Raw genomic sequence first — 14,366 nt, forward strand, 5'->3', positions numbered from 1 at the left:
CTAACCAATGCGCGCCGCCGCAAGACTCAAATGCCACCGTTGTATGGGGTAAATTAGAGAGCCATAAAAGCAGTTGAACCCGATTGAATTTCTTACGAAACACCTCATGCCCATGCTGGTCATGTCCGATACAGTGAAATGTACGTCTACCTAGATCGATGCCAAGAATATGTAAATTGTCCATGATGGAACACCTCAGTGGTTTCGGTTTCCTCAAGCTTAGCCACTGACGTCGCTAGGGGTGAGGTTGGGGCGGACCATATCATTAGAGTGCCCAGAAATGCCTGTTTGTTCGTTGGCGTTGTCCGGGCCGGTTGTAGGCGCTCCCGGCGCCGACAACCTAAAAATTCGTCCTGAATTTTCCCCCTGGGGGCGTGATTCCGTTTGATGCTGTAAATGGAACAATCCGTCATTCCCGCGCAGGCGGGAATCCAGACAGCGAGTGCATTTCTAAAGATTTTGCGGGTATGTCGCGCTTGGGTTCAGCGACAATCTCAGCATTTACGGATGCGCGCCAGACACTCTTTGTTGGCCCAAAGAGTGCCCAGAAATGCCTGTTTGTTCGTTGGTGTTGTCCGGGGCGGTTGTAGGCGCTCCCGGCGCCGACAACCTAAAAATTCGTCCTGAATTTTTCCCTGGGGGCGTGGTTTTCTTGTGATTTTTGAGTTGCTGTGGCTGGCGGTTTGTGTGAGGCATGAAGGTATGTCGCGCTTGGGTTCAGTGGCAATCTCACCATTTGCGGATGCGCGCCAGACACTCTTTGCTGGCACAAAGAGTGCCCAGAAATGCCTGTTTGTTCGCTGGTGTTGTCCGGGCCGGTTGTAGGCGCTCCCGGCGCCGACAACCTAAAAATTCGTCCTGAATTTTTCCCTTGAAGCGTGATTCCTTTTGATGCTGTGAATGCAAAAATCCGTCATTCCCGCGCAGGCGGGAATCCAGACAGCGAGTGCATTTCTAAAGATTTTGCGGGTATGTCGCGCTTGGGTTCAGTGGCAATCTCACCATTTACGGATGCGCGCCAGACACTCTTTGCTGGCCCAAAGAGTGCCCAGAAATGCCTTTTGATTCTTTGGTGTTGTCCGGGTCGCTTGTAGGCGCTCCCGGCGCCGACAACCTAAAAATTCGTCCTGAATTTTTCCCTGGGGGAGTGGCACTGTTTGGGTTCGTAACTCGTTATTGCCCCATTGTGAGTTAGAGTGATTGTTCAGTCATTCTCTGGATCATATTTTTTGGTTAAGATTTTCTAATGTGTCGTAAATTGTAAAGAAAGGGGCTCATCAACGGCCCATTACGAGATTACATACGGCCAAGACGCACAACAGACTCTTTCATACTTTCTTCAGTAGCTGAAGCAGTAGTGGAGCAGCGCTTTTGGTCAACACATATTGAATGTTGATAAGCGCTTGAAGATGAGTGCATTACCGGCCTGAGCACATAACCTGAATCTATGTATAATGCAAATCCATGCATATACTTAGCAAGTGTCCAGTATTAGTATTGCAGTTTCATATGTTCCGAGTAGTATGTGTAGTTTGTCATACACTTAAGCCTACTCTTTGTCGGCTGATAGAAAGTATGGAAGCTGGAGATGTGCGGGGAGTAGGACTGTTACCTAGAGGCGGTAGCGTGGCTGTGTAGTGGTCAAGTAATATATCACCTTTAATCAGGTGGCCAAATTCACCGTAACATACATACCTACTTAATTTAGAAGAATTCAATTTTATAAGGCAGGAATGGCCAATGTGGTCAGATAAAGAATCATCAATCGATTTTCTAAATTTTAATGAAACAGCTGAATCTATCAAAGATCTAATTACTGAAAAGAAACTAATGCCCATTAGCGTTGGGGTTTTTGGTAATTGGGGTGCAGGTAAATCCACAATACTAGAACTAACTAAAAGCTGCCTTGAAAACGATAGTAAAGAAGGAAAAGAGTATATTCAAATACACTTCGATGCATGGATGTTTGAAGGTTTTGATGATGCTAAGGCGGCGTTGTTAGAAACGATAGCCTCTGAGCTTATTAAAGAAGCAGAAGGAGATAAAGGGCTATTAAAAAAAGCAGAAGAGTTTTCTAAACGGGTAGATAAAATCAGATTACTGGGAATGTTGGCAGAAGGAGGTGCGGCATTATCTGGATTTCCAACATTTGGGATTAGCCAAAAGATAATAGGTTTGTTTGGCGAGGATGATGAAGATCCTGAAACTCAAATAGAAGAAGACGAATTTGAGATTGGTGATATTAAATCTGCTGTAAGTAATGTAAGCAAGACCGCTAAAAATGGCAAAGGTGTTCTAAAACCAAAGAAAAAGTTGTCACCACCTACAGAAATAAGAAAGTTTAGAAATGCGTACTCTTCACTATTGAAAAGTTTCAATAGGCCACTTATCGTTTATGTTGATAACTTGGATCGATGCTCTCCAATCAATGCTATTTCTACACTGGAAGCGATTCGATTATTTCTATTCTTGCCAAATACAGCTTTTGTTATCGCGGCAGATGAAGACATGATTCGCTTAGCTGTACCACACTTTCATAAAGGTGCTTCTCAACGGCATCAGACGGACTATTTAGATAAACTGATTCAAATTCCTGTTCATGTGCCTAAGCCTGGTATTGCTGAGGTTAGAGCCTATCTGATGATGTTGATAGCTTCAGACAAAAAAGTTGAAAAGCAGGAATTTGAGAAGTTCAGGTCAAAACTTGAGGAATCGTTAAGGCTTTCTTGGCAACAGGATCAAATAACGGTAGACGACCTGTTGGCGGATTGCGATATAGAAAATAAAGATGAATTAAGAGGTGAGTTTAAAGTTGCCGAACAGCTTGCCCCTATTTTAGCTGAATCATCAAACATCAATGGTAATCCGAGGATTGTAAAACGCTTACTTAACCAAGTTCGAATGAGGTTGAAAACAGCTAAAAGAAGAGGAATGCAACTAGATGAAAAAACAATAACTAAGTTAGTTATTTTTGAACGATGTATGGGTACTCAGGCGACGAATAAGTTGTATGAACTTATCGATAAAGAAAAGGGCTTACCTGCTGTTATCGCTGACATGGAAAACATTGATGAGGAATTTTCTCTCAATAATCTCCCAGAAGAATGGAAGCATGATTTAGAGTTTCTCGATAAATGGTCAAAAATCCAACCATCCTTTGCTGAACAAGATCTCACAGCCGCAGCTTATCTAAGTAGGCAAAGCATTCCAATGGGAGCGATTAATTCAATCATGTCTGGTGCAGCTCAAAAACTCTTAGATGGTTTATCGAAGCAAAAAAATAGACTAAGTGAAACAAATTCCAAGCTTATAGAATTGACCTCGCAAGAGGAGTATTTATCGGTAATGGATGCCTTAATCGAGAAATTTAAGTTAGTGGAAGATTGGAACAAAATGCCATTAGGCTTATATGGCGCAAGATTACTTGCTATTAAAGATAGTAAATGTAAATCAGTCCTTTTAGCTTATGTAAAGACAGTACCAAATAAAGCTTGGAAAAAGCCAATTGTTAACGAATTAGAGGTAGTTAAGTAGTGGGAACTTCAGCATCTTCTACTGGGCCAAATAATCAAAGTCCATTAGTACCACCGTGGGCAGAACAGAGTGATCCAATGCAGTTTGGTACTGGTGACGGAACAAATGACGGCCAAGATTCCACAAATGATGATGGTCAGGATCCAAGTAACGATCCTAGTCAAGAAATAGATAACGGAAAGGTTCAAGAGAAAATACCGGGGCCAGCATCGATTCCAGCACCTCCAAATCGTTTAGCAAGCGCGAGAAGAGCTTTTGGTGAATACGCTAGTGGTGGAGGTAGTTCATCTAATTTAAGAAGCTCACTTAGAAAGTATGCTAAAGGGTCAGGCGGTGGTTCAGGTACAAGCAGGCGATTAGCGAGTGGTATTAGTGCTGGTACCGGTCTGTTAAGAATGATGAGCGGCGACAGCGTAACGGTAAATAATAACTCGCTGTCTTTATCAGAATTAAATGGCTTAACAACAGATCAGGCTATAGACAGGATCACGGAGCATTTAACACCAGAAAATGGTGATGCAGATGCTGTTAGGATAGCGTTGGATTATGCACTTTCCGAAGCATTACCTGATGAGGAAGATTTTAACGCGGATGTAATTACTGAAGATGTAATGCATGAAGCACTCTCTTGCTATTTAACCGACCTAATTTTCCAAGATATTGTTACTGGAATGGGGAGAGCATGGTTTAATACTGAGCATGCAAGTAAGCATCATCGAATGGAAGAAGAACTAAGGGAGTTAGTGAAGGTGGTTACACAAGAACAAGTAGAAAAATTGACGAGTGGTAACGCGGGGAATATAACAAAAGACAACATTACTCAGTTACAGATTGATGCTATTACACAATCGGTTGAAGTTTGGGAGAGTTACAATGACTAATTTTTACTTTCATAACGATCCATCTGAACTTCCTTCATATTCAAAACATTGCCATCCAGTGCAGATCTATAATACTCACCAGTATGATAAAACAAAGTACAGCGTAGCATCTCGCGCTTTACTAGATACAGTAAGGAATTTAGGTGTTCAAATTGATACTGATGCGATAGACCTTATAACAATTGCTACTGCTGTTACAGCTGCTGATACTTTCGAGCAAAGAGAAACAGCAGCAGATGCTTGGTCAAGGCAAATGCACCTGCATATACCGGTAAAAGATAATAGCAAGTGGAGTTTATTGGCAGATCGACTTAGAGATATTTTAAACTTTCTTACAGGAGATCAGTGGAAGTTTACTTTTTTTAAATCATCAATGGCAATTCCTAAACCAAAGACGAGTTCAAAAGCTGAAGAAAAACGTGACACTCTTAAGGGACTAAACTCTGTTTGTTTATTCTCAGGAGGATTGGATAGTGCTGTAGGTGCTATCGACATATTGAATGGAAATTCTGATTACAGACCTCTTCTTGTTAGTCACGCCTATAGAGGGGATGGAGTTAAGCAAGAAAATATCAAATCTCTTTTAAGATCGCGATTTGGAGAGCTTTCTTACAGTATTTCTCCCAGTTTAAAGGAAGATTTAAAAGGGAAAACAGATACATCCATGAGAGGAAGAAGCTTTAATTTTCTAGCTATGGCTGTGCTGGGAATTGTTGCGTTGAGGAATGTCAATGATGATTCTAAAATATCAACAATAATTGTGCCTGAGAATGGATATATATCTATTAATCCTCCATTGACACGACGAAGGATAGGCAGCCATAGTACCCGAACAACCCATCCGTACTTTTTGAATAGATTTGAGTCTTTCTTGAATGATGCTGGATATAATGTGAAGTTTATAAACCCATATCAATTCAAAACTAAAGGTGAAATGCTTGCCGAATGTAAAGACCAAGTAGCTATTGCTAAAGCAGTACCATTGAGTGTGTCTTGCAGCCACTGGCACAGGGAGCATATTCAGTGTGGTCGATGTGTTCCCTGTTTAATCAGGCGCTCTTCTGTTTATCATGCAAAGCTAACGGAAGATGCAGATTACGAAAGCACAAACTTGCAGGTCGTTTATAAAGAAAGAGAAAAACGAGATGATCTTCAAGCCGTACAAACCGCTATCATTAGACTCAATAAATCTGGTGATTATCGTTCATGGCTACGACAAAGCGGATCACTACCTTCTGATGCTGATATCAGGAGAAAACTTGAATCGACAATTCGGCGTGGCTTAAGAGAGGTTGAAGTTTTTCTCAAAGCGGAAAATCTATAATGATGGATTTACATTGTCATGTGGATCTCTATCCCGATCATGAAAAAATCCTCAAAGACATAGATAGTTCAGGTATTTATGTTCTATCTGTCACAACGGTCCCTTCTGCTTTCAGAGGAACTGTTGCTCTTACTAAAAAGTTAGATAATTGTAGAACGGCGTTAGGGTTACACCCTCAGTTGGCTCATCAAAGATATAATGAATTATCTTTATTTGACTCATTATGCAATGGAACAAGATATATCGGCGAAATTGGATTGGATGGCTCTAAAGGCTATGTTGAACACATGGAAGTTCAACAAGTGGTGTTTGAGCACATTCTAAATAAGTGCTGTGAGTTTAACGATAAAATCTTAACAATTCATAGCCTTAATGCTGTTGATAAAGTGTTAGAGCTATTAAGTGTCTATCCAAAAGCAGGAAGACCAATTCTTCATTGGTTCTTAGCAACAAAAAAACAAGTTGATAGGGCTGTTGAGCTGGGGTGCTACTTCTCTATTGGGCCAGCAATGCTTCATTCTGCAAGAGCTAAGAAAGTAATCTCATGGTTACCAAAAGAGAGAGTTTTATTGGAGAGTGATGGCCCATTTGCCAAGGTTAATGGAAAAATATTGTTTCCTTCTGATGTTATTGGAGTTGTGAGTTTCCTCTCTACGCAGTGGAGCACATCAGCGGATGCTGTTCAATATCAACTTAGAATCAATCTTAAAACTTTGCTTACTTAAAGTGTTAATTGGTCTGATTGATTTGATACTCATACTTAGGCCTGAGTTTCAGCACTAACATATTTATGCCCAAAAACAAGTTTCGGCCCAAAGTTACCCACTTCCCTAGGGAAAAATTCAGGACGAATTTTTAGGTTGTCGGCGCCGGGAGCGCCTACAACCGGCCCGGACAACAGCAACGGACAAACAGGCATTTCTGGGCACTCTTTGTGCCAACAAAGAGTGTCTGGCGCGCGTCATATCATGGCGAGGGAAGCACTGAACTCAAGCGCGACATACTCACTCAATCTTTAGGAATGTACTCGCTAACTGGATTCCCGCCTGCGCGGGAATGACGGCTTTTAGCATTGACGATATATAATAGGAAATACAAAACAAGGGAAAAATTCATGGACGAATTTTTAGGTTGTCGGCGCCGGTAGCGCCTACAACCGGCCCGGACAACATCAGCGAACAAGTCGGCATTTCTGGGCACTCTTTGTGCCAGCAAAGAGTGTCTGGCGCGCGCCACACCATGCCGAAGAAACCACTGAACCCAAGCGCGACATACCAGACAGATTTTAAAGAGAACACACCCCACTTCGCTCACCTTATATTGATCACCCAGAATGATCCGTATAACCTGAACTGAAACAACACTCTAAGAATCATTATGAGCACAACTAAGCCCATTACCCGAAAAGAAAAAGGCTCGACGATTGAGCGTGTCTTACGGATTTTATCCTTTATTTCCGAACACCAAGGTCAGTATGATCAGAATGAACTGGCTGAGGCGATGGATCTCCCCAAGCCAGCTACTGCAAAACTCCTTGTGCAGTTAAAAGAGCTTGGCATTCTGCGCGAGAACATGCTGAGAAAAGTGATTGCCGGCCCTGAATTCCGCCAGATGGCGCTGGCCGTGCTGCGCAATAAGGTCTTTGAATCGCAGCGCCTGACGGTACTGGAAAGACTGTCGGCGCAAATTGGTGAAACCTGTGGCATCTCTGTGCCGAACGGCATCGAAATGCTGTACTTTGAGCGGGTTCAGACCAACTGGCCTTTGCAGATCAGCCTGCCGGTTGGCAGCTCAGTGCCGCTGGCCGCGACGGCGTCAGGCAAACTGTATCTGGCGACTTTGCCGGACGGCGTGCGCCGGGTGATTCTGGATAATATTGCTCTGGAAGTCTTCACCGAGCATACCCTGATAGACAAGGCAAAACTGGAGCAGGAGCTGACCGCTATCCGTGAACTGGGTTATGGCCGCGATAATGGTGAATTCATTGATGGTATGGCCGCGGTTTCCGTGCCGATAGCCCGTGATGGTTTGCTGCTGGGTTTTCTGTTCTGTCACAGCCCTGTGGTTCGTCATCCATTGCTTGATCTGGAAACTTTTGTGCCGCTGATGCAAGAAGCCGCGGATGAAATTATGGCAATGATGCTGAGCTGAGATTAGCTGGCAACAGCAAAGGGCCGTGTTTATGTCAGTTCTTGAATATAGCCCTGAAGCTGATCCCGGGTACGTTCGAGATCGGGCAGATAAGTCAGTAACTGATCCAGAGATTTGCGTGTTTTCGGGCAGTGGCAAAACAGGGATGCCAGAAATTTGCCATCGGAAGATTTGACCGGAATAGCCACAGCGACCAGCCCGTCGATGAATTCTTCGTTATCTACACTCACCTGACGTCCGCGGATGATCTTTAATTCCTGCTCCAGCGTATCAGGGTCGGTATGGGTATTTTTGGCCAGTTTGGTCATATCCAGCTGGCCTATGATCCGCTCCCGCTGCGTCTTGGGCAGGGAGCTCAGAAACAACTTGCCGCTGGCGGTTGCCCAGACAGGGGTTTTCATCCCTATGGGTAAGACAATCTGCAGCGGCCAGTTGGTCTGAATTCGTTCGTGGTACACCATTTCATTGCCGTCCGGAATCGCAATCCCACAGGTTTCTTTCACCCGTCGCGACAATCCGTGCAATATCGCCTGAAGTTGTGCTTTTCGCTCGTTGTTGCTGTTCAGGTTGAGGGCAATACGTTTGAGCTCAGCACCGGGGTAAACGTTGCCGCGTTCGTCGGCAGTCAGAAACTGTTCTTCGTCCAGTTGCTGAACCAGGCGATGATAGGTCGGTTTTGGGATCTCAGAATGAAAAATCAGATCCGGCAGCGGAACCGGCTGCTCCTGTCTGGCGCTTTGGGTGATGATTTCCACAATGCGACTGACGGCGTTGGCTTTGTTTTCCATAGCTGAATCCTGCATTTCCTGTTGTCCGGCGATTATAGCGGGTATACCTATTGCCTAAAAGGTTGATGTGGAAACGATTCGCAGAAAATACTCTCGGTATTTCCCTCAAACAGGGACGGCATGACAAAGGTGCGCCCAGAGAGTGGCAACTCACTGCGTTCTTGCTCCGACATGCCATACCAGCCCGTGGTAACAAACAAAATGTCGAGTTTGTCGCCGCCAAAGGTACACCGGGTCGCGTGCTTTACCGGCAGCGCTTCCAGATGAATACATTTACCTTCCGGGTTGTAGATGCTGACAGCGCCTTTATTCCAGTGGCACACGTAGAGATTTCCCAGCGCGTCGGTTGTCAGCCCATCGGGTAAGCCTTCTTGCTCCGGCAACTGAATAAAGACACGTTTATTGAGGACGGCAGTCCAGTCATCATTCATTTGCAGCTCGATAACCTGACCCCGGAACATATTGGCTACGTAGGCGCGCTTTAGCCTGGCGTTAAACGCAATACCATTGGCAACAGCATATCCGCTATCAAGCTGACTGATGGTGTGGGTGTCAGCCCGGTAGCGGTACAGACAGCCATCGGCTTGCTCCAGGTGGCTTTCATTCATGGAGCCAAACCAGAGATCGCCACTCGGGCAATTCACCGCATCATTCAGTCGTATTCCGGCCAGCCCTTCGGTTGGGTCGGCGATAAACTCAAAGCCGCTGAAATCCGCATGGCAGCGATACAACCCCGTTTTTGTCGCGGCGAGCCAGCCAGAGCTGGCAGGCGCAATGGCCGTGACCGCGACCGGTACGTCGGTGGCGCTATGGGTTTTTGTTTTCAGGGAATACTGGAGGATGCAGTTGTGCTCAGTATCGACCCAGAACAGGGTCTGCTCTGAGGCCAGCCAGATCGGCGACTCGCCAATTTCGCACGTGATATCAGTCAGGGGTTGAGCCAAGGGGTTGTTCATAATTAATGTCCATATAATGATATTTAAAGTATCAATATAGATTAACTATGGCAAAGGTGAGCTGGCGGTGTGTAAAAAACAAACCCTGCTCACAGAGCAGGGTTCAGGTCGTCTTTTCGCGTGTGAAGGGTTTACCAGCGGTAATTCAGTGTGGCTATCACACTGCGTTCTTCACCGTAGTAACAGTAGTAGTCACAGCTCGACACATAGGTTTCGTCAAACAGGTTGTTGACGTTCAGTTGAGCCTGCCATTGGTTGTTGATGTTGTAACGGGCAACGGCATCCACCAGTGTGTATGACGGTACAGTACGGCTACTGCTGGCCGGGTTATCGACGGTTTCACCGTTATAACGAACGCCACCGCCCAGAGTCAGTCCCTGTAACAGCTCTGTGGTGAAGTCATAGTCCAGCCAGGCTGATGCGGCGTGACGCGGTATCAGAGCGGCTCGCTGTTCTTTGCCTTTACCATAGGTTTCGTCTGTACGTGCATCGGTATAGGTGTAGCTGGCGGTGAGTTTCAGATTGTCAGTCAGGTAACCGATACCTTCCACTTCCACACCCTGCGAGGTAGCCTCACCGGTTTGGGTTTTTACATAGGTAGCCGGGTTTGTCACCAGCGCGTTTTTCTGTGTGATATCAAATAATGCAAGGTTCAGATAACCATCAATAAATTCTGGGGTGTATTTCACACCAACTTCTGTTTGCTGACCTTCAAGCGGTTTGTACAGTTTACCTGTTGCGGGATCCACAGTGGTCAGTACTTCAAACGACTCAGAGTAACTTGCGTAAGGCGCGAATCCATTGCTGGCCAGATACATCAGGCCGCCGTTCAGAGAGAGCTGGCTATCATCACGTTTCTCTTTGACTTCAGATGTTTTGTTGTTGTTCTTGGTTTTTACGTAGTCATAACGCCCACCAAGTAACATAACCCATTGGCCGTCAAGTTTGACCTGATGCTGCGCGTAAAGACCCACTTGATCTTTCCCGATGGTGCGCGAGGTGAGTGTACTTGGATCAACGGGTGTGAAATTACCCGGTGTGTGATTGAAAATATCAATCGGACCACCAAAGGCGTAATCGTCTTTTTCTTTACCTTCGTTTTTATGGGTTTGGAGATCCAGACCCAGCAACAGTGTTTGTTCGGTACGGTCGGTGTAGAAGCGGCCGACAGTTTGTGTATCCAGGCTGTAGCTGTCAACAGAACCATCACGGTAGACCAAGCCTCGGTTATAAACGTTCGGGTCTATGATATTTCCACCCGAGTCAACTGCAGGTGCTGAGAAGACATAAGAACTACGAAGCAGCATATCAATATGCCCGTAATTGGCATTTTGTTTCAGCGTCCAGGTATCGTTAAACTCGTGTTCAAGTGCGTACCCAAGCGAGAACTGCGTTTTCTCATTGATGTCGTAACCTGGCTCACCCAAGTTCGTGCTTGGATCCAGTTTGCCTTGCGGAGTGTCGGTCAAGCTGCCATTAGCAGGGAAAAAGCCGTTTGTTGGTACACCTTCATCGTCAATAATACTGGCCAACAAGGTCAGCGTAGTGCGATCTGATAAATCCAGCGCTAAGCTGGGTGCCAGATAGTATCGCTGATTATAGGTGCCATCCAGTACACCATCCCGTTCGTTAGCCATGGCAACAATCCGGTAACGCGCATCACCGTTTTCATTGGCATAGTCTGAAATATCGATACCGATTTGTTTGTGTGAGCGATTGCCCACCTGCAGGTCGATTTCGCCTTGCGGTGTATCGGTCGGACGCTTGCTGACTGCACTGATAACGCCACCCGGAGGCGCCTCACCGTACAGAATAGAAGCCGGGCCTTTCAATACCTCGACACGCTCTATGCCGAAAGGTTCGAGCATCCAGCCATAATAACCATCTTTAAATAAACGGTTACCGTCCAGATAGGTGGCAGCATCAAAGCCACGAACTTTAATCCAGTCTGTGTCGTTGTCCGCGCCATAGGGCTGCGAAGTCACACCGGCTCGGTAACGCAGGGCTTCGTCAACTTTCTGAACCTGACGAATTTCCAGCTCTTCACGATCAACAACTGAAGCAGAACGAGGCGTTTCTTCTAAAGGTGTTTCCACTTTCAGTGCTGACGCAGTCACAACGATAGTCTCTGGCTCAGCGTCCTGTACGCTGTTCGTTGCTTCATCTGCGAATGCAGGCAATGCGATAGCGAATAAGGAAATCGGCAGAATATTTTTGTGGCAGATTTTTCTGATTGCCAGCCCAAGCGTACTTAGACTCGGCTTGAATAATTGTGTCATAACGCGGATACCCAAACGAATGTAAAACAAATTCGAAGTAATAATTATTGTTATTTGCAATTATACTGACCGATCGTCCAGGTTGTGTGACTTTTGTCACCTTTTTAAAGTGGTGTGGCGCATTGTGAGAATAAAAAATCACTTAATGTCATATTTTCTCTACAAAGTACTGGACTTGATGCATAGCAATGTTTATGGGTTTGTTGGCGAGATACTTAGGGCTATTAAACGACATAATTATTCAATTTGTTTAATAAGGTGTGCTTTTTTGAGGCGTTTACCACACGTAATGCTGAAAAAATTCATACTTTGATGACAAAGTGTTCACAATTCACATCGCTATCATTATATTGGTCCAACATACGAAGTAAACGGACTTGTCAGTTATGAATTTATCTATTGCAAGGAAGCTCAGAGTCAGCTTTTTCTTGTTGACTGCGTTGTTTTTAGCCGCCGCAATCATTCTTTATCTCCAGATCAGTAAAGTGGAAAGCCATGCTTATTCACTATTGAATGTGAATATACCCACTGTGGACGCCAGTCGCTCCATACAGCAAAACGCCGAATTTTCATTATCCAGCCTCCGGGCTTATATGCTGGCGGCAGATGAAGCGCGCCAGGAAAGGTACCGTCAACAACTTGACGATGCGTTTACCAAGGTTGATGAAGAAGTCGCCCGTTTACAAAACCATCTGAGTGAAGCGCAGTTTAAGTTAGTGAAAGCTGACTGGGAAGCGCTGAAAGCCAGTGAAAAAGCGGTGGCCGCTATGAGCCACACGCCGGAGAACCTGCCCGCGCATACGTTATTGCAATCAGAAGCGGCGCCGTTGGCTGAAGTCGCTTTAGACCAGCTGCAGGGCATGCTTAACGAAGAAGAAAGTAACCCTGTGGGCGACGATCGTAAGCGCCTGATGAAGTTGCTGACGGATGCTTATTCATCGTTATCCAATGGATTGGGTGAATTGCGGGCATTTTTGATCAGCGCTAATCAGGACAATCTGGACAAGTTCGAAGAGTACCTGCGGCATAATAATCGGGCGGTGTCTGAAATTAACCGCAAGCAGGACAGCCTGAGTGACAGCCAGAAAAGTCTCTGGTCGCTGTTTAAAGAAATGCAGGATATGTATTTGCCAATGGCGACAGATGTTGTCATGCACCGTCAGGCACAGGACTGGAATAAAGCCACTTACCTGATGGAAACAGAAACCTTGCTTGCAGTCGAACAACTGGCGCAAACCATTGAAACTGTGGTTAGTGAACAGCAGGTGATTGCTGCAGAAAGTGGAGATGCCATTAGCAGCAGCGTGCAGAAAGTGGTGGCTCTGCTGATTGCCACCAGTGTGATTGCCAGTTTATGTTCTTTGTTTATCGCAACCTGGCTGGGGCGGGATATCGGTTCGCGTTTAAGCCGTGTGGTAACTCGTGCTGAAGAAATATCGCACGGTAATTTCTCAGGTACAGCGCTGGCAAACAAAGGTTCTGATGAAATTGCGGCACTGATCGATGCGGTGAACCGCATGTCCGTCGCTTTGTCTGGCTTAGTCACCGGGGTGTCGACCAAAGCGCACGCGGTGAATGCCAGCATGGATCAGCTGCTTGCCACCAATGCTGACACGGCAGGTGAAGTGAACGATCAGGCGTCGCGGATCAACTCTGTGGCGACAGCAATAGAAGAAATGTCCGCTACGGCCCATGAAACGGCACAAAATACCCAGGCGGCATCTGACGATCTTGCCCACTCGGCTTCCCTGTTGGTGAATGGCGAGCAGGCGTTGGATCAGAACCAGCAGACAGTGACAGAGCTGAATACGCTGGTGGTGCAGGCCAGTGACATGGTTCAGCAACTCAGGGCAGACAGTGATCGTATCGAACATGTCACGGAAGTGATTCAGGGGGTCGCAGAGCAGACTAATCTGCTGGCGTTAAATGCGGCGATAGAAGCGGCCCGTGCCGGCGATTTAGGTCGCGGTTTTGCGGTTGTTGCTGATGAAGTCCGCCTGCTGGCCCAGCGCACGACTGAATCTACGACAGAGATCAACGCCATTGTTGAAGCGCTTCAGGCGTCCACACATCAGGTCGTGCAGGTTATCGAACAGAGCCAGTCTCTGGTTCAGGTAGGTACAGAGCATACTGCGACGGCCAATGAGATGCTCAAAGATACGGTTCGCTACATGGAGGTGGTGTCGCAGAAAGTGAGTGATATTGCGGTTGCGACAGAACAACAGTCGAATGTGTCGCAGTCTGTTGCTGAGCTGGTGCACCAGCTGTCATCTTCTGCCGACGATGTGTCCGGCAATTGCGACAATGCCAACCAAACTTCTCAGTCCATTAAATCCCAGGTGGATGAATTAAACAGTGCAATGAAGAAATTTGTCGTCTAGCGATTGTCACTGTCTCGAAAGTAAAACCCGGTAAAAGCCGGGTTTTTTTGTGTCTTATAAATCAATGGCTTG

General features: G+C 45.9%; 9 protein-coding genes and 1 pseudogene. 6 read left to right on the top strand and 4 right to left on the bottom strand.

The window, feature by feature from the left end; genetic code table 11:
- Positions 1-184, bottom strand: a pseudogene (locus tag Q4491_RS14580) (IS110 family transposase); the annotation flags it as partial.
- Between the two features lie 1,556 nt (positions 185-1,740).
- Here Q4491_RS14580 and Q4491_RS14585 point away from each other — a divergent pair.
- The 5 genes from Q4491_RS14585 (at position 1,741) to Q4491_RS14605 (ending at position 7,890) form a co-directional block, all read left to right on the top strand.
- Positions 1,741-3,534: a P-loop NTPase fold protein gene (locus tag Q4491_RS14585; protein WP_303458422.1), complete on the top strand. Its 1,794-nt coding sequence runs from the start codon at positions 1,741-1,743 to the stop codon at positions 3,532-3,534.
- A gap of 77 nt (positions 3,535-3,611) precedes the next feature.
- Positions 3,612-4,415 (top strand): hypothetical protein, encoded by an 804-nt coding sequence (locus tag Q4491_RS14590; protein WP_303458423.1) that lies wholly within the window; start codon positions 3,612-3,614, stop codon positions 4,413-4,415.
- Positions 4,408-5,739, top strand: a complete 1,332-nt coding sequence (gene qatC / locus Q4491_RS14595) for a Qat anti-phage system QueC-like protein QatC (protein WP_303458424.1) — start codon at positions 4,408-4,410, stop codon at positions 5,737-5,739. Before Q4491_RS14590 ends, qatC begins: the two co-directional genes overlap by 8 nt.
- A complete protein-coding gene (gene qatD, locus Q4491_RS14600) occupies positions 5,739-6,464 on the top strand; it encodes a Qat anti-phage system TatD family nuclease QatD (RefSeq protein ID WP_303458426.1) in 726 nt (241 codons plus the stop codon). The genes qatC and qatD overlap by 1 nt, the downstream gene beginning before the upstream one ends.
- 652 nt (positions 6,465-7,116) lie before the next feature.
- Positions 7,117-7,890, top strand: a complete 774-nt coding sequence (locus Q4491_RS14605; protein ID WP_303458428.1) for an IclR family transcriptional regulator — start codon at positions 7,117-7,119, stop codon at positions 7,888-7,890.
- A gap of 29 nt (positions 7,891-7,919) precedes the next feature.
- On the opposite strand, the gene Q4491_RS14610 is transcribed toward Q4491_RS14605, so the two are convergent.
- From Q4491_RS14610 to Q4491_RS14620, 3 genes are all read right to left on the bottom strand, one after another.
- Positions 7,920-8,678: an IclR family transcriptional regulator gene (locus Q4491_RS14610; RefSeq protein WP_192014490.1), complete on the bottom strand. Its 759-nt coding sequence runs from the start codon at positions 8,676-8,678 to the stop codon at positions 7,920-7,922.
- A gap of 47 nt (positions 8,679-8,725) precedes the next feature.
- Complete coding sequence (locus tag Q4491_RS14615) at positions 8,726-9,634, bottom strand: SMP-30/gluconolactonase/LRE family protein (protein WP_303458431.1); 909 nt, start codon at positions 9,632-9,634, stop codon at positions 8,726-8,728.
- Positions 9,635-9,765: 131 nt separating this feature from the next.
- A complete protein-coding gene (locus Q4491_RS14620) occupies positions 9,766-11,913 on the bottom strand; it encodes a TonB-dependent siderophore receptor (protein WP_303458433.1) in 2,148 nt (715 codons plus the stop codon).
- A gap of 386 nt (positions 11,914-12,299) precedes the next feature.
- Between Q4491_RS14620 and Q4491_RS14625 the strand changes: the two genes are divergently transcribed.
- Complete coding sequence (locus tag Q4491_RS14625; protein WP_303458435.1) at positions 12,300-14,294, top strand: methyl-accepting chemotaxis protein; 1,995 nt, start codon at positions 12,300-12,302, stop codon at positions 14,292-14,294.
- Positions 14,295-14,366 lie beyond the last annotated feature (72 nt).

Origin of the sequence: Photobacterium sp. 2_MG-2023, assembly GCF_030547675.1 — a bacterium.
GTDB classification, from domain to species: Bacteria; Pseudomonadota; Gammaproteobacteria; order Enterobacterales; family Vibrionaceae; genus Photobacterium; species Photobacterium arenosum.

Coding starts and splice junctions, on each gene's coding strand:
- Q4491_RS14620 (WP_303458433.1), bottom strand. CDS start 11,913: ATGACACAATTATTCAAGCCGAGTCTAAGTACGCTTGGGCTGGCAATC.
- Q4491_RS14585 (WP_303458422.1), top strand. CDS start 1,741: ATGTGGTCAGATAAAGAATCATCAATCGATTTTCTAAATTTTAATGAA.
- qatC (WP_303458424.1), top strand. CDS start 4,408: ATGACTAATTTTTACTTTCATAACGATCCATCTGAACTTCCTTCATAT.
- Q4491_RS14625 (WP_303458435.1), top strand. CDS start 12,300: ATGAATTTATCTATTGCAAGGAAGCTCAGAGTCAGCTTTTTCTTGTTG.
- Q4491_RS14615 (WP_303458431.1), bottom strand. CDS start 9,634: ATGAACAACCCCTTGGCTCAACCCCTGACTGATATCACGTGCGAAATT.
- Q4491_RS14605 (WP_303458428.1), top strand. CDS start 7,117: ATGAGCACAACTAAGCCCATTACCCGAAAAGAAAAAGGCTCGACGATT.
- Q4491_RS14590 (WP_303458423.1), top strand. CDS start 3,612: ATGCAGTTTGGTACTGGTGACGGAACAAATGACGGCCAAGATTCCACA.
- Q4491_RS14610 (WP_192014490.1), bottom strand. CDS start 8,678: ATGGAAAACAAAGCCAACGCCGTCAGTCGCATTGTGGAAATCATCACC.
- qatD (WP_303458426.1), top strand. CDS start 5,739: ATGATGGATTTACATTGTCATGTGGATCTCTATCCCGATCATGAAAAA.